This window comes from Bartonella sp. LB28NMGDW, assembly GCF_042194435.1.
Classification (GTDB): domain Bacteria; phylum Pseudomonadota; class Alphaproteobacteria; order Rhizobiales; family Rhizobiaceae; genus Bartonella; species Bartonella grahamii.
On the sequence record NZ_JBHIMX010000007.1, the window covers coordinates 38,335 to 59,767 of the forward strand.

General features: G+C 36.2%; 15 protein-coding genes, 1 tRNA gene and 1 pseudogene. 6 read left to right on the forward strand and 11 right to left on the reverse strand.

What is annotated here, in order from left to right; all coding sequences use genetic code 11:
- Positions 1-574: 574 nt before the first annotated feature.
- From ACFIKG_RS05640 to ACFIKG_RS05655, 4 genes and pseudogenes are all read right to left on the reverse strand, one after another.
- Positions 575-703: a hypothetical protein gene (locus ACFIKG_RS05640; RefSeq protein WP_375626294.1), complete on the reverse strand. Its 129-nt coding sequence runs from the start codon at positions 701-703 to the stop codon at positions 575-577.
- 307 nt (positions 704-1,010) lie between these two features.
- Positions 1,011-1,142 carry a hypothetical protein gene (locus tag ACFIKG_RS05645; RefSeq protein ID WP_375626221.1) on the reverse strand — a complete coding sequence of 44 codons (132 nt, stop codon included), beginning with the start codon at positions 1,140-1,142 and terminating at the stop codon, positions 1,011-1,013.
- 406 nt (positions 1,143-1,548) lie between these two features.
- Positions 1,549-1,972: pseudogene (locus ACFIKG_RS05650) on the reverse strand (YbfB/YjiJ family MFS transporter).
- 551 nt (positions 1,973-2,523) lie between these two features.
- Positions 2,524-2,600, reverse strand: a tRNA-Arg gene (locus tag ACFIKG_RS05655).
- A gap of 263 nt (positions 2,601-2,863) precedes the next feature.
- Between ACFIKG_RS05655 and ACFIKG_RS05660 the strand changes: the two genes are divergently transcribed.
- Together ACFIKG_RS05660 and ACFIKG_RS05665 are read left to right on the forward strand one after the other, a co-directional pair.
- Positions 2,864-3,637, forward strand: coding sequence for an NAD kinase (locus ACFIKG_RS05660; protein WP_375651894.1), 774 nt, complete (start codon positions 2,864-2,866; stop codon positions 3,635-3,637).
- A gap of 145 nt (positions 3,638-3,782) precedes the next feature.
- Positions 3,783-5,186: a DEAD/DEAH box helicase gene (locus ACFIKG_RS05665; protein WP_375626225.1), complete on the forward strand. Its 1,404-nt coding sequence runs from the start codon at positions 3,783-3,785 to the stop codon at positions 5,184-5,186.
- A 59-nt stretch (positions 5,187-5,245) separates the two neighbouring features.
- On the opposite strand, the gene gltX (ACFIKG_RS05670) is transcribed toward ACFIKG_RS05665, so the two are convergent.
- The 7 genes from gltX (ACFIKG_RS05670) to ACFIKG_RS05700 all read right to left on the reverse strand — a co-directional run bounded on the left by gltX (ACFIKG_RS05670) (position 5,246) and on the right by ACFIKG_RS05700 (position 15,579).
- Positions 5,246-6,619 carry a glutamate--tRNA ligase gene (gene gltX / locus ACFIKG_RS05670; protein ID WP_375651895.1) on the reverse strand — a complete coding sequence of 458 codons (1,374 nt, stop codon included), beginning with the start codon at positions 6,617-6,619 and terminating at the stop codon, positions 5,246-5,248.
- A gap of 10 nt (positions 6,620-6,629) precedes the next feature.
- Entirely contained in the window at positions 6,630-8,291 is a 1,662-nt protein-coding gene (locus ACFIKG_RS05675) for an NAD+ synthase (RefSeq protein ID WP_375626229.1), read from the reverse strand.
- 123 nt (positions 8,292-8,414) lie between these two features.
- The gene (locus ACFIKG_RS05680; RefSeq protein ID WP_375627207.1) at positions 8,415-9,794 is read right to left on the reverse strand and encodes a class II 3-deoxy-7-phosphoheptulonate synthase; all 1,380 of its coding nucleotides are present in this window, start codon (positions 9,792-9,794) and stop codon (positions 8,415-8,417) included.
- A 68-nt stretch (positions 9,795-9,862) separates the two neighbouring features.
- Positions 9,863-11,254, reverse strand: a complete 1,392-nt coding sequence (gene gor, locus ACFIKG_RS05685) for a glutathione-disulfide reductase (protein WP_375626232.1) — start codon at positions 11,252-11,254, stop codon at positions 9,863-9,865.
- 204 nt (positions 11,255-11,458) lie between these two features.
- A complete protein-coding gene (locus ACFIKG_RS05690) occupies positions 11,459-12,028 on the reverse strand; it encodes a DUF2059 domain-containing protein (protein WP_375626233.1) in 570 nt (189 codons plus the stop codon).
- Positions 12,029-12,133: 105 nt separating this feature from the next.
- Positions 12,134-12,838: a ribose-5-phosphate isomerase RpiA gene (rpiA, locus tag ACFIKG_RS05695; RefSeq protein WP_375651896.1), complete on the reverse strand. Its 705-nt coding sequence runs from the start codon at positions 12,836-12,838 to the stop codon at positions 12,134-12,136.
- A 482-nt stretch (positions 12,839-13,320) separates the two neighbouring features.
- Positions 13,321-15,579, reverse strand: a complete 2,259-nt coding sequence (locus ACFIKG_RS05700; RefSeq protein ID WP_375651897.1) for a ComEC/Rec2 family competence protein — start codon at positions 15,577-15,579, stop codon at positions 13,321-13,323.
- A gap of 111 nt (positions 15,580-15,690) precedes the next feature.
- Here ACFIKG_RS05700 and gltX (ACFIKG_RS05705) point away from each other — a divergent pair, with 111 nt between their 5' ends.
- From gltX (ACFIKG_RS05705) to ACFIKG_RS05720, 4 genes are all read left to right on the forward strand, one after another.
- Positions 15,691-17,121 (forward strand): glutamate--tRNA ligase, encoded by a 1,431-nt coding sequence (gltX, locus tag ACFIKG_RS05705; RefSeq protein WP_375651898.1) that lies wholly within the window; start codon positions 15,691-15,693, stop codon positions 17,119-17,121.
- Positions 17,122-17,383: 262 nt separating this feature from the next.
- A complete protein-coding gene (gltA, locus tag ACFIKG_RS05710; RefSeq protein ID WP_375627199.1) occupies positions 17,384-18,679 on the forward strand; it encodes a citrate synthase in 1,296 nt (431 codons plus the stop codon).
- A 722-nt stretch (positions 18,680-19,401) separates the two neighbouring features.
- Positions 19,402-20,154, forward strand: a complete 753-nt coding sequence (locus ACFIKG_RS05715; RefSeq protein ID WP_375626242.1) for a transporter substrate-binding domain-containing protein — start codon at positions 19,402-19,404, stop codon at positions 20,152-20,154.
- A 491-nt stretch (positions 20,155-20,645) separates the two neighbouring features.
- Positions 20,646-21,398 carry a transporter substrate-binding domain-containing protein gene (locus tag ACFIKG_RS05720; RefSeq protein ID WP_375651899.1) on the forward strand — a complete coding sequence of 251 codons (753 nt, stop codon included), beginning with the start codon at positions 20,646-20,648 and terminating at the stop codon, positions 21,396-21,398.
- Positions 21,399-21,433 lie beyond the last annotated feature (35 nt).

Sequence of the window (21,433 nt, forward strand, 5' to 3'; positions counted from 1 at the left end):
TTTATGATTAAAAATTGAAAAGAATAAGAAGTTGATGACTTAATTGCATTTCATTATTTTTATATTTTTTAAGCGTAAAGTAATGAACATACAAAAGTTATGTTATCAATAAACTTTCCATTATAAAAATTTTCATTGATGATTTACAAAAAGCTGTAAGAGAAAAAATGATGCAAAATTATTTGTCAATGGTCATTAATCTCAAAAATTATGAATATATACAACATATTGATTTATAATAATTATTTATTATAACATTAGCTTCACATCAAGAAATCATCTTTCAAACATCAGATTTCTGCCAATGGATAGAACTCCGCCATTGTTGGGTTCACTCAACTGATAATGGCAGCGTTACACTAGACTCTGGTTCCTATAATTTTTTGAGATCTTCTTGATATTTCTTATCTTTTGTTTCGATAAATTTAGCTATTTTTTTCCTTCCAAGAATGAAGCTCCACCTCTCTGGAAAGCTCTTATTAAGAACTTTGTTTTTCTTCCACATGGCTCATATTTTTTGCTACTTTTGCAATTAAAGTGTAGCTGAGTTTCTTAGATTTCACCACTTCTTTAGCTAAAGCCAATGCACGTTCAAGATGAGTCTTTTGGGTATTTTCATCAAAGCTAAATGATCCCCTGCACTGAAACTTTGATAATAAGATTGTAAGGTTGCAACATTACCCAATAAAGCCAGTGCACCAATATGAAGTAGCTATAATCTGCATCATCTATCTTGATAACCTTATTGCCTCAACTTCACTCTTTTGCCAAGGTAGTGCTCCATATCTGGAATAAAAGCATTTATGAAGATCAATTTTTTCTATCGCCTATTTCAAGAGATAATCAAGCTTAATTCCAACCAATCCGCATATATTTCTTCTTCACAAACTCTCAACCCCTTTTTATAAAAATCAAGTTGTAGATCTTGTAAATGCTGAGAATTGATAGGGATCAATTACCATGCAGGCAGTAGCTAAAATACCAGTACTAATCGAAACTCCAACATCAAATTACGGATAACCTTTGATAATTGCGTCATTATAAAGAATTTGTACTTCACAATCTGGTAGTTGATAACGTGCTGAATAATTATCTACCTCTTTAATTTTTTCAACAGACCAATCAAGATTTTTGAAGAACACTGTTGCACTCTCCATGGCTAAAAAATTCTTTGCTCTACCTCAAAAGAGGTTGTATCCATATCAAAAGTCAAAAGCGAAGCAGATTTTTGCAAATAAAATTGATAACGCCGTATAAGAGAAGAATCTTATCATAAAAAACACACAACAAAGTCAATAGTTTGTGTGAAATTATTTCATATGAATTCCATTTAGAATTCACACTTTATACGTGATTCAATTGACCATTTTTTATAAACAATTGCCATGTATGAATAGACTATAAAAAGCAAATTATGATGCAAATGTTATAAGGCATGTAAACATTCAAATAAAGTGAAAAGCAGCTATCATTCATAACAGTTCATAAACTTTATGATACGTTTTTATCACACACAAATCGCATTGTTAAAAACGTAATCGTTTGAAATTATCGATAACATAAATTGCATGCGCTTAAAGAATAGCATACTTCAAACCAAATGTTTGTCGCATCACGCGCCCTGTTCAAACTAATAATAACATATTCATTACCTAATAGAATACCAACTCCTGCACCTGCATAAAGCGAAGCAATAATCCACCCATTATGGCTATGCTGCATGACCATAATAGAACCCAAAACCACCATTGCTGCACTCGCAACACGAGAAGCAAAACGGATCAAGTGTTAACGCCATGGAAATAATAAGTGCACTCATTACTATAGCTGCACAAGATAGCATGTGAGGAGCAAGAGATATATTCCGAATTCTGCCAAACGTAAAGAACATACTCCCAACTAAATAACCACCGTAATTAGCGCTAGCTATATAAAAAAGTTGATTAAAGGTAAACAATCCCTCATCCAACATAACTGGCAATATTGGTGTATAGAGAAATCACCCGATACCCATTCTCAAAACCATAATAACCATACCGAATACAGCGTTTTGAAACAATTCAAATTTTGACGATTATTTTTATCCCCATTATTATTCCTTTAACTGGTGATATTCCTCATCCGCGTTCCATCTCACCATAAAAGCCTTTAGCTCGAAAAATAGAATAAAAGAAAATTTAGCTATCTATTTTAATGCTCAAAACAACATATTTAGCGATCTACTGTCAAAAATGCCAGATCAATTATACAATAACATATTGAATTAATTATGTATTTTTATGTTATAAATGTTTTATAGTTAAATTGAAAGCATATTTAGATAATCTTGCTTTTTTATCTCGATATTCAAAATGACTAACCGAGAAGTTATGTACACAACCGTAAATCTTACTTCTCTTAAAATCATTTTCTTCTTCGCTATAAAACTTAATAAACAACTCAAATGGACCATTTTCATGAAAGAGGAAATTGGCTTCTTTTTTGGTAATATTGTTATTTAGAATGGTATGCAGTTGAAGAATTTGGTGCACCCGACAGAATTCGAATCTGTGACCTCTGCCTTCGGAGGGCAGCGCTCTATCCAGCTGAGCTACGGGTGCTTTAAACTGATTATTAAAATCAGTTATGGTCTTTTAACTAATCATACTCTTAGCTTCAATGCTAAATTATCATTCTAATAAAAAAATTACTTGTTTGTAACTTATCTAACGATGCACTCCTCTTACTTTTCAATGATACTTTACCTTGAAATAACTTCTCTTTATTCAATGCTCTTTTTATTATAAAAAGAGCTTTTGTTACAACTTCAAAACTCTCAAAAATAAATTACAACATACATTATAAGTATCAGGATAATTTTTAAATGACTACATTACCAAGTCGCTTTCATTTTATTTCCGCAGAAACTGAGGACGCTATCAAAGCTACCCATAAATTAATTTCCGTTTATGGTCATTCTTCTCTGGAAGAAACTGATATTGTTGTTGCAATCGGTGGTGATGGGACAATGTTACAAACCGTACGAGACGTCATGAACACAGGCAAACCTATTTATGGCATGAATCAAGGTTCTGTAGGATTTCTTATGAATGAATTTCATGAAAAAAAATTGCCCAATCGTATTGCTGTCGCACATAAAAAAGAAATTCATCCCCTGCGCATGATTGCAAAATCTGAATGTCAAGATTCTATCGAGGCGCTTGCAATTAATGAAGTATCCCTCTTTCGGCAATCTTATCAAGCCGCAAAAATTCGCATCACTATTGATAACAAAGTACGCATGGAACAATTAAGTTGTGATGGTGTCCTCGTCGCTACACCAGCTGGATCGACCGCCTATAATTTATCAGCGCAAGGACCTATCTTACCTCTTATGGCCCCTCTTATGGCCCTCACTCCCGTTAGCCCTTTTCGCCCTCGGCGTTGGCATGGAGCTTTGCTTCCCAATACAGTAACAGTGCGCTTTGATATGCTTGAACCTGACAAACGCCCTGTCAACGCTGCTGCAGATAATATTGAAGTTAAATCTGTCCATTCAGTTACTATTTCAATGGCAACAGAAGTAACAGCTTCAATCCTTTTTGACTCAAATCATTCATGGGATGAGCGCATTTTATCAGAACAATTTCGCTATTAATGATTGTATTATGCTTTTTATGTGTATATGATTGTTATAGTTAGTTTTTTTGTGAAAACATCTTAACACTCTTAAGAGTATAGAATATTGGTTATAATTATCATTTAGATAGCGCAGTTAAAATCACAGAGCAATTGATAAAAAAATGATACCATCTTTAAACAGTTTTGCTGATTTAGGTCTTTCCGCAAAAGTTATTAATGCGGTGGAATCAGCGGGATATACAGCTCCAACACCTATTCAAAGTGAAACAATTCCACATGTCCTTCAAAGAAAAGACGTTTTAGGAATCGCCCAAACGGGAACAGGTAAAACCGCTTCTTTCGTATTGCCTATGCTCACTCTCCTTGAAAAAGGTCGTGCAAGAGCACGAATGCCCCGTACGCTCATCTTAGAACCAACACGGGAAATTGCAGCTCAAGTTGAAGAAAATTTCGACAAATACGGAATAAATCATCGTTTAAATGTTGCTCTTTTGATTGGTGGAGTTTCTTTTGAACTCCAAGATCGCAAACTTGAACGGGGAGCTGATGTTCTTATAGCAACACCAGGGCGCCTTCTCGATCATTGCGAGCGCGGTAAACTGCTCCTGATGGGCGTTGAAATCCTTGTTATTGATGAAGCTGATCGCATGTTGGATATGGGCTTTATTCCTGATATTGAACGCATCTGTAAGCTAACTCCTTTTACACGTCAAACTTTGTTCTTTTCTGCAACAATGGCGCCAGAAATTGCAAAAATAACAAAGCAATTTTTACATTCTCCTGTTTCTGTTGAAGTTACAAAAGCATCCTCAACCGCAACCACAATTACACAGCGGCTCGTCAAATCGGGAAGTAAGTCATGGGATAAAAGAGCTGTTTTGCGAGAACTTATTCATAATGAAGGTGCAGAACTTCAAAACGCTATTATTTTCTGTAATCGGAAAAGAGATATCTCTGAACTTTTTAGATCTCTCATCAGACATAATTTTAGTGTAGGTGCGCTTCATGGAGATATGGACCAATACTCGCGCATGAGCACATTAGCCGATTTTAAAGACAATAAACTCACACTTCTTGTTGCATCTGATGTTGCCGCCCGTGGACTTGATATCCCCGCCGTAAGCCATGTCTTCAATTATGACGTTCCCACACATGCTGAAGACTATATTCATCGAATTGGTCGTACAGGGCGTGCAAATCGTAGCGGAAAAGCTTTTACAATTGTCACAAAAGCTGATCAAAAATATATCAATGCCATTGAGGAAATGAGTAATGAAAAAATTGAATGGCTCAATGGAGATCTCTCAACTTTAATAGCCGATGATCAAACAGAAGATATTGTTGTAAAGAAAAAATCTTCAAAATCACCAAAGAAAACTGCTCCAAAAGAGCCTGTTGCTCACACTAAAAAATCTGTAGAAGAGAATGAAACAGAATGTATCAAAAATGCAAATGATAAAGAGAAGCCATCTGAGCAACAACGCCCACGAAAAAATAAGAATTACACGCCCCTTGGATTTGGTGATGATATTCCTGCTTTCATGCTTATAAAAACGTGTAAATAAATTCGCTCTTTACTCTCTTTAAGAGTGAAATGAACGAAATGCTTAAAAAAAAGCCGCTCTTATTTCCTAGAGAGTCTTTCTGCTACCTTTTCACGCCCTAAAAGCTGCAAAATTTTTCCCATTTCAGGTCCATGATCCATGCCTGTAAGTGCCTGACGTAATGGCATAAATAAAGCTTTTCCTTTTCGACCTGTTTTTTCTTTTAATGCTGTTGTCCAAATTTTCCAACTTTCCTCATTCAAAGCACCTTCAGGTAAGAAATCGAGTGATTGACGCACAAATACACGATCCTCTAGTGCCACTGTATCAAAATTCTGTTCATCATGAATGATTTTCCACCACAAAACAGCATCATTGACTTTATTAATATTGTTTCTTATCGCGTTCCAGAAATATTCCGCCTTATCTCCCTCAATAGAAAGTTTTTTAAGGCGCATTTTTACTTCTTCATAGGTTAACTCATGGACAAGATGACTATTCAAAGCAAGAAGATCAGCAATATCAAATTTTGCAACGGATCTTGACGTATCTTGGAGATTAAAATGCTCTAAAAGCGCTGCTTGATTAGGATAGGAATGCACATTTTGCGATGTCCCAATCAAAACGGCAAGGCATTGAACAGCTATAGATTCAAATCCTTCTTCCCTTAGAGAACGAATAGAAAGATCATTATTACGTTTTGAAAATCCTTTTCCTAAAACTGTCGCCAATAAATTGGTATGAGCAAAAACCGGTAATTCTGCATTAAGAGCTTTAAAAATAGCAATTTGAGCGCCTGTATTTGTAATATGATCATCCCCACGAATAATATGCGTAATAGCCATATCTACATCATCAACAATAGAGGGCAATGTATAAAGATAGCTTCCATCTTCACGAATAAGAACAGGATCTGAAAGAGAAGCCAAATCAATCGTCTGCTTTCCCTTTATTGCATCATTCCAGCAAACTTCTGTTCGCTTTGTTTGTAAAGGATCACTTTCAAAATTAGGAAGAAGAAAACGCCAATGGGGTTTACGACCTTGAGATTCAAAGTTTTTTTTCTCTTCTGCTGTCAATTTTAATGCTGCACGGTTATAAATAGGAGGCAATTTGCGTGAAAGCTGGATTTTACGACGTCGCTCTAATTCTTCTGCAGTCTCATAACAGGGATAAAGAAGCCCGCGTTGTTTGAGAATTTCCGCAACTTCATCATATCGATTAAATCGCTTAGATTGGTAATAAATTGAATCTGGTTGAATACCAAGCCATTCAAGGTCAACAGCAATAGCATCGATATATTCTTGTTTAGAACGTTCAACATCTGTATCATCATAGCGCAAGATAAATGCTCCTTTATGCGCTTGCGCATAAAGCCAATTGAAAAGCGCAATACGGATATTGCCAATATGAATATAACCTGTTGGAGAGGGAGCAAAACGAACTTTAACCATAAAATAATACTCAATTTTTATCGCGAAAATGATTGACTATGGGATAGCGACGATCGCGTCCGAAATTCTTGTAACTGATTTTTACACCGGGTGCAGATTGTCGTCTTTTATATTCGGCACCATAAAGAAGCTGTTCAACTTTCTCAACAGTTTCCCGTGAATACCCACGTTTAATAATATCACAAATACTCATGTCATTTTCTATAAGAGATTGCAAGATATCATCTAGAATAGGATAAGGCGGAAGAGAATCTTCATCTTTTTGATTTTCCCGCAGCTCTGCAGAAGGCGTTTTTTCTATAATATTGGATGGAATGACAATTCCTTCTGGTCCTTTCAAATTGTGCAAGTGATTTTTATTGCGCCACTCAGCTAATGCATAAACCTGCATTTTATAAATATCCTTAATAGGATTAAACCCGCCATTCATATCACCATACAGTGTTGCATATCCCACAGCCATTTCCGACTTATTGCCTGTTGTCACTACCATTGAGCCAAATTTATTGGAAAGTGCCATTAAAATAGTCCCACGTACACGGCTTTGAAGATTTTCTTCTGTCACATCAGACGGCAACCCTAAAAAAACTGGCGCCATTGCGTTCAAAAAAGCTTCAACAGGTTGCTCAATCGGTATTATTTCATAATGACATCCTAGAAGTTGTGCACACTCTTTAGCATCTTTTAACGATTCTTGTGAAGTATAATGATAGGGCATCATAATGGTGCGAACTCTCTCAGAGCCAAGAGCATCCACCGCCATTGCCGTACACAGGGCTGAATCAATTCCTCCTGAAAGACCAAGAATAACATCCTTAAAGCGATTTTTATTAACGTAATCTCTCAACCCTAAAACACAAGCTTGATAATCGGCCGCTAATCCATTGAGAAGACTTTCATTAGGACCTGAAATACAGTGCCATCCCGTCGTTATTTTTTGCCAATGGCTCAAAGCAATATGGCTATCAAAGTGCTTCATTTGAAATATCTTTTTTCCTTCTCCATTCAAGGCAAAAGACCCGCCATCAAAAACGAGCTCATCTTGACCACCAACTTGATTAGCATAAATAATTGGTACCCCAGATCGTAGAGCTTGCGTATGAACAACATCTATACGTTTTAAGGTTTTATTACGATAGTAGGGAGATCCGTTAAGGACAAGAATAATTTCCGCTCCTTTATTACCAAGCTCCGCACAAAGTGAAGAATCATTCCAAATATCTTCACAAATCACTATTCCTAGTCCTACCCCACGATAGATAAGAGGCTCAGGTCGTGGGCCTGAAGAAAATAAACGCTTTTCATCAAATTCAGCATAATTAGGTAGATCAAACTTCAAATTTTCGGCAATGACTCGCCCTTCATCAAGAAGCATGACACCGTTGTAAATATTGCCATTGCGTCTTAATGGAAGACCAATGACAATTCCTGGTCCACCTACGGTTATCTTTGCTAATTTCTTAACAGTCTCTTCACATGTTTTTGTAAAAGCAGGTTTTAGAACAAGATCTTCCGGCGGATAAGCGCTTATAAAAAGTTCCGTGAATAAAACAAGATCAGCCCCCTCTTCTTTGGCCTTTTGATGTGCCATGGCAGCTAAAGAAAAATTCCCCTCAATATCACCAACAATAGGATTTAATTGGGCAATTGATACCCGAAAATCATTTTTCATAAGCCTTTGTATCATTTCATCAGTTTAGCAACCACAACTTTATTCTTCATCATCAGGAAATATCACTTTTTTAAAAATTCTCTTCTGCCATAATGACCTAAAAGTATATTAGGCAAATTTTTCCTACCCACCAGCAGCAATTCCTAACGAATCATTCGCACGATTTTTTTTAAGGAGTTCAGCAACAAGAAAAGCCAATTCTAACGCTTGATCTGCATTTAACCGTGGATCACATTGCGTATGATAACGATCAGATAAATCGTCTACAGAAATAGCATGCGCCCCTCCTGTACATTCAGTAACATCACGACCTGTCATCTCAATATGAATACCTCCTGGATAAGTTCCCTCTCCACGATGCACTGCAAAAAAATTCTCTACTTCTTTTAAAACATAATCAAAGGGACGCGTCTTATAACCATTGGCAGTAATTGTATTGCCATGCATTGGATCACATGACCATATAACCGCACGCTTCTCACGTTCAACGGCACGGATGAGTTTAGGCAGATAACTTTCAACTTTATCATAACCAAAGCGCGTAATGAGAGTAAGCCGCCCCAGTTCGTTTTCAGGATTTAAAATATCAATTAATTTTAAAACCTCATCAGGTTCAATGGAAGGACCACATTTTAATCCTATAGGATTTTTAATGCCGCGACAATATTCAACGTGAGCATGGTCAATCTGACGTGTACGGTCACCAATCCATAACATATGACCGGATGTTGCATACCAATTTCCTGAAGTTGAATCAATCCGAGTCAAAGCCTCTTCATAACCAAGCAAAAGTGCTTCATGACTGGTATAAAAAGATGTTTCACGCAATGAAGAATGTGTTTTGGATGTAATCCCTATAGAACGCATAAAATCAATTGATTCAGAAATACGCTCTGCCAATAATTCATAACGTTCCCCCTGCGGACTGTTAGAAACAAAACTCAACATCCATGTGTGAACATTTTCTAAATTAGCATAGCCACCTTGTGAGAAAGCACGCAATAGATTAAGTGTTGCCGCAGATTGGCGATAAGCCATAGACATCCGTTGCGGATCTGGAATACGAGAACCGGCTTCAAATTCAATGCCATTAATAATATCCCCACGATAAGCAGGAAATTCAACTCCCTCTTTGCTTTCGATATCAGAAGAGCGAGGCTTTGCAAATTGACCAGCAATACGACCAATTTTAACAACTGGTTTAGAACTACCAAAGGTTAAAACAATCGCCATTTGCAAAAATACACGAAAAAAATCACGGATATTATCAGCTTCATGTTCTGCAAAGCTTTCGGCACAATCACCACCTTGCAATAAAAAAGCTTGTCCTTTTGCAACGGCTGCTAATTCATTTTTTAAATCACGTGCTTCACCGGCAAAAACTAAAGGAGGATAGCTTCTCAGTTTTCGTTCAACATCTTCTAACATAGACTTATCCGGATAAGTCGGAACTTGTTTAATTGGCCTTGTTCTCCAGGAGTCAGGCGCCCATTCTTTTATCATTACACTCTCGCTAAAGATTAATCTTAAAGATTGGCATATCAAAAGCTTTTTACCGCAATATATGCTGTTTAACTTTCTATTTTCTTCCCATTTTCATATATATAACTTGGTTTATACATCGTTACCAATTCTTCTGCCATCGTTGGATGCACGGCCATCGTTTCATCAAAGATATCCTTCGTCAGCTTTCCTTTGAGAGCTATCCCTATAAGCTGTGCCATCTCACCAGCGTTTTCCCCTAAAATATGAGCACCCACAACAATACGGCTTTCACCATCAACAATGAGTTTCATAAGCATTTTCTCTGAACTCCCAGAAAGAACATTACGCATAGGACGAAAAACTGTACGATAAATTTCAAGACGCTTATAACAACGTACCGCATCTTCTTCTGAAAGACCAACTGTTCCAATCTCTGGCTGAGAAAAAACTGCCGTCGTAATTAAATCATAATCAGGTGTCGTGGGAATATTCTCAAACGCAGTCTTCACGAAACACATTGCATCATGAATCGCTACAGGTGTTAATTGAATATGGCCTGTTACATCACCAACAGCCCAAATATGGGGTATATTTGTTGTCATTCTTTCATCAACAACAACTGCACCAAATTCATCCACTTGAACACCTGCCCGCTCAAGTCTTAAACCCGTTGTATTTGGTACACGCCCCGTAGCCAACATAATCTGATCAGCACTAATCGTTTGCCCATTTGATAAAATAACTTCATAACAATTTTCTGCAGCCTGCACTTTAGAAATTGTTACGCCATAGAGAATAGAAATCCCTTTTTCAATCATTGCATCATTAAGCAATTGCCGCAAATCATGATCAAAACCACGAAGGATTAAATCACCACGATGGAGCAGCGTTGTTTTTACACCTAATTCATGAAAAATATTAGTAAATTCAACACCAATATACCCTCCACCAACAATGACTATTGATTTTGGGAGTTGATCAAGGTCAAAAATCTCATTAGAAGTGAGGCAAAATCCACCGCCTTCTATGGAAGTATTTGGTGCAACTTTTGCCCCTGTTGCAATCAAAATTTTTTCTGCACTTACCCGCTCACCCGTGGCAGAAAGCTCTAATGTGTGATCATCTACAAAAGTAGCACGACTTTCATAAATATGCACATTGTTATTCTCTAATCCCTTACGATACAGCCCTTCTAACCTTGATATTTCTTTATTTTTAGCCGCAACCAACTTTTCCCAACTAAAAATTGGATCCGCATATTCCCACCCAAAACCAATACTTTTCTTAAATTCTTTTACATATTGTGATGCATAAACATAAAGTTTTTTGGGAACACAACCACGAATAACACAAGTGCCCCCTATCCGATATTCCTCTGCTATAGCAACACGCTTACCGAGTCCTCCAGCAAGCCGTGCTGCACGCACTCCACCAGAACCACTTCCAATAACAAATAAATCAAAGTCAAAAGAGCCCACGAATTATTCCTTCTTATGTATCTGCAAGAATAGGCTAAGATCATTTATTATCAAATGAAAGTCTTTTTTTCTTTTGAAGAAGCATTTTTTATAAAGCCGTATTCTAAAAAGACCTACTCTCATTAAAATATTAAAAACGGCGGGAAAACCGCCGCTATTTAAAAAATCAGAAATTGCCCATTGGTTGTCATGATATTAATCAAGCTATTTTTTATTTTCTGAAGATTCTGATTTTATAGGCATATTTGTAGGCATAGTAGACTTATTCAAATTAAGTATTTCAGACATCTCTTTTTTCACATTTTCTACAAGATCCCGCATAAGCGCAGAACGCCATACATCAAATGCTGAATAAGAATCACGTGCGATATTGGGGACTTCTGTCAAAAACTTTTTACCGGTATCAGAACTGTAGAATGCTGTTATTGCATCAAGCTCTTTTTGAGTAAAATATTTTGCATATACATGAGCAATCTCTTTTTCTAGATCAGAGCGCCTTTTAATTAAAGCAAGCGCCTGCTTATCAACAATATCAGAAATTGCCTCTGCCAAATTTGGATCATCCCTCATCAGTGCAGTTTTAAGATCGTCTACCGCATTTGGTAAAAAACTATCAAACTGATCCGTTGCGTGAATGGCACTTATAGCCTTTCTAGCTGAAGCTAAATGTTGATCGCTCACACCTTGTGCATAAGCCATTCCAATATTCACAATAAAAATAGCAATTGCACCAAAATATACGACAAAACGCTGAAAAGAAAATATTATTCTCATTTAATGATTACCCCGATCGTTAATTATAATTTTAATTCGTTTTCTATCTAAAATCTTTAAGATCTTTTTTTACTGTGCTAACATATCGTCATGAAACTGTCTTCTCTAAAAATCAAAAGATTCTAAAATTTTTGTTTGACCATCAGCCATAGCTACAATTGCACGTGAAGCCAATCCCAAAAAAAGGCCATGCTCAACAACACCAGGAATGGAAAGAAGTGCGTCCGATAATGGTTTTGGTTGCAAAATGCAGCCCCAAAATGCATCAAGAATAAAATGACCACCATCTGTTTCAAAAGGATTTTTTCCATTCATTCGCAATGCAATTTCTCCAGAAAGCCCTAAATCATCAGCGACTTTTTCAATGGTTCTGCATGTTGTGTGGATACCAAATGGATTAACTTCAATTGGTAGTGCAAAAGCACCAAGTCTTTTTACCACCTTTGTTTCATCAGCAATGACAAGCATTGCACGAGATGCCGATGCTACAATTTTTTCATACAACAATGCTCCCCCTCCCCCTTTAATGAGCATCATCTCAGGACCAATTTCATCTGCTCCGTCAATATCAAGATCCAGCTCAGGTATTTGTTCTAAAGTGCTAACAGGTACTCCAAATTTACGACAGAGTTGTTCAGAATATCTTGAAGTAGCAACACCAGTCACATGCAAACCATCCGCAACACGCTCGCCTAGAAGACGAATAAACTCATTGACTGTCGAACCAGATCCGATACCAAGCCGCATACCATCTTCAACAAACTCAAGCGCTTTTATAGCTGCCATTTTTTTTAACTGCTGAACATCCATGAATGACTTTGCCTTTTATCCGTATAAGCAGCATTTATCACCCCTATTACCATCGATAATAATGATAATAAAAGATAACCTCTTGACGCAATCTATTTAAATTTACCATCATCTCTTGCTTGAAGAGATGTTACTCGTTATAGAAATATATGATAAGAATAAAATAGAATAATCAACAATTATCTTTTTTATTTCTTTGAGAAAATTTGTTAGCATTTTTCTCATTCAATAAGAATTTTTGATTTATCTTGTGCTATCAATAGGATGCACAAAGATGTGCATCTTAATTTTTTTTGAAAAATTTAAAATGATTAGATATAAAAATCATCTGTTTCTAGAAAACTCTAGATTATTATCCCGTTTTAATGACTTTGATAAACTTACTAATTTAAATACCGCAAAATTTTATCAGAAAAGTCTTCTATTATTTTTTGTTTTGTCATTATCCAAATGTGAAGCAAAATATGATAGATTATATTTTTTTATGAATGCTGTCTGTGCATATTCCATGGTCTATGAAACCCTAGAGAAGACCAAATAATATCTCCACCTTTGGTCATCATAACACTTCCTCGTGATAACAATTGTTGAGGCATAAATATTATTTTTGCCTTCTTGTAACAAGTTGGATTATGCATCACAAATGTCTGAATGAGAATATCTGCCTCTACACATTGATCTGTTTCTCTTTGTAAAACAACTACTTTTAATCCATTCTCTAATAATGACGTACATACATGATAATCACAAATAAATTGTCCGTGCAACGAAGGACCATATTTTGTTGGTTTAATCGTTTCATTCACACGAAATGACTTTTTCCATATGGATGTCGTGAACTTAGAAATATGGTAACGATCAATATATAATTTTTTATCATGGATAACGCCCACGAGACGCATATTATCTGCTATAATCAGTTGTATAGGTGAATGCATTACACAAATAGAAATACCTGCCAAAATAAACAAACTAAAAAAGAGCCGGATGGGTGTTTTGCAAAAAGTCAGTCCAACCAAGCCTATACTCAATAAAACTAACGCTGATAACGGCATAAAACCAGGATTCAAATCAGGAGAAATAGCCTTGATCGCAAGCGCAATCTTTATCACAAGATCAACACCAAACCCCATAATTTGAAGGGGGAGCCATTCGAATCCTCCTAACATTGCGAGAACTGCAATTAATCCAAAAGGAATGACGAAAATTGAGATGACAGGCAAAGCAAAAGCATTACTGATAACGCTCAAAGATGCCGTATTAGAAAAATGATAAGCAGCATAAATTCCACTTGCACTCCCTGCAACAAGGGAAGAAGCACATGTTGAAAGTATCGATAAGAAAGCAAAATTTATCACTCCTCCTCCAACATAAGAGGGGGTTGTTTTTCTTTTACGAAAAAATGATCTTCCACTCCACCAATCAAAAAAAGCGATCAAAGCAGCAGTCGCAGAAAAGGACATTTGAAAGCTAGGACCTAATATTTCATGGGGTGTAATCGCCAGAGTTATCAACCCTGCAATAGAAAAATTACGCATTGTTATAGCAGAGCGATTACACAATATAGCAACCAACATAACAGCAATCATCACAAAACTTCTTTGCGCTGATATTGCTAAGCCCGACAATAACAAATAAAAAGCTGTTATCATAAACGCAACGATAGCAGCAAATTTTTTACTGGAATAATAGGAAGAAAAAACTGGAAAAAATGCTAAAAAACTACGGATACTCAAAAGAACTATGCCGCTTAACAACGCCATATGTAAACCTGATATTGATAAAATATGGGCTAATCCAGCCGTCCGTAATGCTTCATTTGTCTCATTTGAAATGCCAGCACGCTGCCCTGTTATGAGAGCAGCAGCAACACTCCCCTTTTCTCCTTCAAGGGCCATACGGATTCTTTGTGTCATCTTCGTGCGTAAATTTTCAATTTTCTGTAGAACGATAGCAAATATTCCATCAGGCTGCGAAACGGATATTTTTCTTGGTTTTCCTAAATAAACGCCTTGAGCCCCAATTCTTTTAAAATAATTATGAAAACTAAAATCGTAGCCTCCTGGACGCACCGGCCCAGAGAATGCACGAATCTTAACTTTTCCATGCAGTCCATCACCAATCGCTAAGCCGGATGGCAAATATCTTGCCGATAAACGAATACGATGAAGACTATGGCGTAATATGGGCTTTTCTGTACTCAAAATATCCAAAACTAAACGAAATCCTCCTTTGGCGCCTGACTCAATAGAAACAATTCTTCCCGTCAATGTAGTGACAATGTCACTGCTTAACATGGGTGTTGCAATACGCCACGTTTCTATTTTTGCCGCTAAAGCACCCAATATAATACAAAACAGAAATCCCACGGGAATCCATATTTTTCGATAAAAACGTGCAACATAGAATATTCCCAGAAAAATACTGACCAACGCCCCCAATTGTCCCCAACTTGGTTCCCACTCTAAATGAAAATACAAAATGATTCCTAGGGCAAAAAAGACTAAAATCAGCGAAAAAAGGATACCAAAAGAAACTTCTTTACTAATACAATCTTCTAACCATTTGCGAAAAAAAATGATTACTTCTTTTGAGAGTTTCAATAAAAAAAGTTTTTGTTGGTTATAGCTACCGTTCTTTGCATCATCATATCTAGAAAAAACACTCTGCCCTATTTTGCATGGCTTTTTTCTTTCTGTAACAGATTTTTCGGATAAACCCTCTTTACTTTTATAAAACATCAGTCCCCCACTTTAACTCGCAATACGGCTATTGCACACCCCATCACTTATGCTAACATGACTTTTCTATAAAGTTCCATAAGAAATATCTTAGTTTAAAGGAAAATATTCGTGTCTGTTATTACTCGTTTTGCCCCTTCACCCACTGGCTTCCTTCATATTGGTGGTGCTCGTACTGCTCTTTTTAATTGGCTTTATGCAAAACATACCGGTGGAAAAATGCTTTTACGAATTGAAGATACAGACCGAGAGCGCTCAACAGAAGCAGCTGTAAAAGCTATTATAGATGGCTTGCACTGGATGGGGCTTAATTATGATGGCGCCCCTATTTCGCAATTTGAACGTGCTGAACGTCACCGCCAAATCGCCGAACAGTTGGTCAAAAACGGCAAAGCTTACTATTGCTATGCTTCACCTGAGGAGTTAGCTGAAATGCGTGAAAAAGCCCGTGCAGAAGGGCGCCCACCACGTTATGATGGACGTTGGCGGGACCGTGATAGTTCTGAAGCTCCTAAAGGTGTTAAGCCTGTTATTCGCATCAAAGCCCCTCAAGATGGAGAAACGATTGTACATGATCGTGTTCAAGGTGATGTCCGTTTTCCTAATAAAGATCTCGATGACTTCATTATTTTGCGTTCTGATGGTTCGCCTACCTATATGCATGCTGTTGTCGTTGATGATCATGATATGGGTGTAACACATATTATACGCGGTGATGATCATCTTACAAATGCAGCACGCCAAACAATTATCTTCAATGCAATGGGGTGGGACATTCCTGTTATGGCCCATATTCCTCTTATCCATGGTGAAAACGGTGCAAAATTATCAAAGCGGCATGGTGCACTCGGTGTTGATACCTACCGAACAATGGGATATCTTCCTGCTGCTTTGCGCAATTACCTTGTCCGTTTAGGTTGGAGTCATGGTGATGACGAACTGATGTCGCTTAAAGATATGATTTCTTGGTTTGACATTGAGGATATTAACAAAGGTGCTGCTCGTTTTGATCTCAAAAAGCTCGATTCCATCAACGGACACTATATGCGCATGAGTAATGATCAAGAACTTTTTGATGCCGCTCTTAATATTCTACCAGAAACCGATAGGGGAGCACAAATTATTGAAAGACTTGATGAAAAACGCCGTGTTCAATTTTTAAAAGCAATCCCGCATTTGAAAGAACGTTCAAAAACACTGTGCGAACTGATTGACAATGCCTCCTTCATTTTTACACAACGACCTTTACAACTTGATGAAAAAGCACAAATGCTCTTGGATAAAAATGGACGAACCATTTTAAACGATCTTTATCTTGCCCTGAAAGCTTGCCCCTCTTGGGATACAAAAAACCTAGATGAAACACTTCGCTCTTGTGTACAAACGCAGAATCTCAAGTTTGGATCTATCGCCCAACCACTTCGCGCAGCTCTTACAGGATGTGCAACATCACCAAGTGTTTTGGATGTTCTTATTTTATTAGGACGCGATGAAGCTCTTCATCGCATCAAGGACCAACTTATCACACCAATATGCCCATGATGTGTACTGAGTATATTTCCTCAAATAGGGATCTATAGAGATATCTCAACGCGCCCTAAAAGAGTTTTTTATGTTATATCATTGAAATACATTTTTTATTGAGTAATAATGATCAATGAGGGAATATTTTTAGATTGCATGTACTCACTTTTGGAGGCAATCTACCCTTAATATAAGTAAGAAAAGCTTCAGTTATACATCCCCCACTCTGATGAAGCAGAGTCTTAATTTTTAGAAGTGAAGGATCTGAAAGGAATACCGAATGTCTGAGAGTAACGCATATATTATTGTGAATGATAGAAAAGTAGAGCTTCCCTTGCGTAAAGGTACGATTGGACCTGAGGTCATTGAAATTGCTTCTCTCTACAAAAAAACCGATATTTTTACTTATGATCCTGGTTTTACTTCAACAGCTTCTTGTGAATCAAAAATTACTTATATCGACGGTGATAAAGGCATATTGCTTTATCGTGGTTATCCTATTGATCAATTGGCTGAGAAAGGAGACTTTCTCGAAAGTTGTTATCTTTTACTTTATGGTGAACTTCCAACACAGCAAGAAAAAAATGAATTTGATCGATGTATTATGCAGCATACCATGGTACACGAACAGTTTGCACGCTTCTTCCATGGCTTCCGCCGTGATTCTCATCCTATGGCCGTCATGGTTGCCTGCCTTGGCGCTATGTCTGCGTTCTATCACGACTCTATTGATATTACAGATCCTCACCAGAGAATGATTGCTTCTGTTCGTCTTATCTCAAAAGTTCCAACGCTTGCTGCTATGGCCTATAAATACAGTATCGGACAAGCATTTGTTTATCCACGTAATGATCTTAGTTATGCTGCAAATTTCCTCCGTATGTGCTTTGCTGTTCCTTGTGAGGAATATAAAACAAACCCTGTGCTTGCTCGGGCGATGGATCAAATCTTTATCCTTCATGCAGATCATGAACAAAATGCTTCTACATCTACGGTACGTCTTGCTGGATCCTCGGGTGCTAATCCGTTTGCCTGTATTGCAGCAGGTGTTGCATGCCTTTGGGGACCAGCACATGGTGGTGCCAATGAAGCATGTTTAAAAATGCTACAAGAAATAGGTTCTATTGAAAGAATTCCTGAATTTATTGCACGTGCAAAAGATAAAAATGATCCTTTCCGCCTTATGGGCTTTGGGCACCGTGTCTATAAAAATTATGACCCACGTGCAAAAATCATGCAAAAAACCTGTCATGAAGTTTTAAAAGAACTCAACATTCAAGATGACCCGCTTCTTGATATTGCAATAGAACTTGAAAAAATTGCCTTAAGTGATGAATATTTTATTGAGAAAAAGCTTTATCCCAATGTTGATTTCTATTCCGGCATTACATTAAAAGCTCTAGGCTTTCCAACTGAAATGTTTACTGTTCTTTTTGCATTGGCACGCAGTGTCGGGTGGGTGGCTCAATGGAAAGAAATGATTGAAGACCCTGCACAAAAAATTGGTCGTCCTCGACAACTCTACACAGGCTATGCTATGCGTGACTATGTTCCTATAGATGAACGTGCAAATTAAAAAAAGAAATCAATAAAGCTTTAGTTTACTGAAGCTTTATTGAAAATAATCCAAAAATATCCTTTGAGAATTTTTATAAAACGTGATTTTAAAACTCTTTCTACAGAGGTAACATCATCATAAAAATTAAAATTCTAAGTTTTAAATTGAGAATACTCTTCTGCAAGTTAGCCAAACATTTAGCAAAAAGAAATTGAAAATTTTACCTTATAATTCTCATTATCTTTAATGGAAGTGTATTTCCTGTCATTCCCTCGTGTTTAAAAACCTTATTGCATATTAAAATCTAGCAATGTAACAATTTTACTTTCTATCTTCTCCAGATAAAATTGCAAAAGGCTTACATTAAGTGCTTCTTTAAAATGCCAAAACTTCTTATCTCTCTTCAAGTAGATTAGAATAAAAATACTTTACATTTTGTCCTGTTAAGAGCTGAAATTTTCTTCGTATTTAAGTTAATAGTTTTCCTTTTAAATCTAACTTGTTGATTTTTTAAGTAAAATTATTAAAAATCATTATATAATCAACAAGAGGTGTACTTTTTTCCTGTATTTTTTATTCCCATACTTGATAAAAATAAATCATTTTTTTGATAATGATATCCAGCATAATGATAGCAAAATGAACACAGATAAATTTTTTACATTGCTCCAAAAGAGCTTACAGATTATAAAAATGCATGATGGTTTCATATTTGCCAGCTTATCTAATAGGAGAACATAATGAAATTATTAGCAGGAGCTCTTATAATAAGCGCAACACTGTTTACCCTATCGGCCAATTCTCAAACGCTGAAAATTGCAAGCGATGCCTCTTATCCGCCATTTAGTTATATTGACTCAAATAACGAACTTCAAGGGTTTGATATTGATATATCTTATGCGCTTTGTAAAAAAATGAATGTTGAATGTACTATTGTCACACAAGACTTCGAGGGGATGATTCCTGGTCTTCTTGCAAAAAAATACGATGCTATCGTTTCTTCCCTTTCTCCTACAAAAGAGCGCTTACAAAAAATTGATTTTACAGATCCTTACTACAGTACTGTACTCGCTGTTATCGTTACCAAAAATTCGGGGATTAAAGAAATCTCAACACAAAACTTTAGAGGTAAAAATCTTGGAGTACAATCGAATACAACACAAGCTGCATATGCGGAAGATTATTATGCCTCTGAAGGAGTGAATATCAAACTTTATCCTACAGCAATAGAAGCTAATCGTGATCTTTTAAGCCATCGGCTTGATATCATTATCTTTGATAAATTAAAAGCATTAAATTGGCTTGAAAATGAAGGAAAAGATTGCTGTATCCTCCTAGGAACTCTAGAAGAAACAAATTTTCCTGTTGCAATTGCACTCCGTCAAAATAATAACGATCTTAAAAACAGTTTTAATAAAGCAATAGAAGAAATCCGTGCTGATGGAACCTATGAAAAAATTATGAAAAAATATTTTACTTTCAATATTGATTAGATATCACTATGAGTTAAAATTCAGTCTTTATATTTAAGGAATATTTTAAACTCTTTATTGGGCATGCAAATGTAATTGGGAATTCGGCATTTTTATAAGAAAATTTACATTTATCAAAATAATTTTAATTGTTGCTCGATATCTAAACGTTTTATAGAATATAATGACAACAATAAGATTGTGTTTTTATGGTATCAAAATCTAATTTTTTCTTTATGTTCAAATTGAATAGCTTTATTTTCAAGAAAAATCCTCAGTTTTTACTCATGAAATGATTCAAATCAATCATTTCATGAAAATTAAGCTATCATACAAGCAATAAGATATTTATTCTTTTTTTATCAATAAAAAAGATAATTTTTTTGATAATAATGTCCAACATAATGATCTAAAATAAACATCAATAAATTTTTGAATTGCTCCAAAAAAGCTTACAGATTATAAAAACATAGTGATTTCATATTTTCCCGCTTATCCAATAGGAGAACATCATGAAACTATTAGCAAGAGCTCTTATAATAAGCGCCGCACTATTCACCCAATTGGCTAATGCGAAAACATTAAAAATTGCGAGTGAAGGCACATACCCTCCCTTTAGTTATATTGACTCAAATAATAAATTGCAGGGACTTGATATTGATATATCTTATGCACTTTGTAAAAAAATGAATGTTGAGTGTACTGTTGTCACACAAGACTTCGAGGGAATGATCCCTGGACTTATTGCAAAAAAATATGATGCTATCATTGCCTCCCTCTCTCTCACACAAGAGCGCTTACAAAAAATTGACTTCACAGATCCTTACTACGATACAGCACTGGCTGTTATTGTTACCAAAGCTTCGGGAATTAAAGAAATCTCAACACAAGACTTTAGAGGTAAAAATCTTGGTGTACAATCAAATACAACACAAGCTTTCTATGCAGAAGATCATTATGCTTCTGAAGAGGTGAAAATTAAACTCTACCCTTCCACAATAGAAGTGAATCGTGACCTTTTAAATCATCGACTTGATGTGATTATTGTTGATAAATTACAAGCATTAAATTGGCTTAAAAATGAAGGAAAAGATTGCTGTCTCCTCCTTGGAACTCTAGAAGAAACAAAATTTCCTGTTGCAATTGCACTGCGTCAAAATAATAATGATCTTAAAAATAAGTTCAATAAGGCGCTAAAAGAAATCCGTTTAGATGGAACTTATGAGAAAATTATGAGAAAATATTTTACAAGTGATATCTATTAAATATCAATATGATGTTTAAATGAAACCCGCTAGTT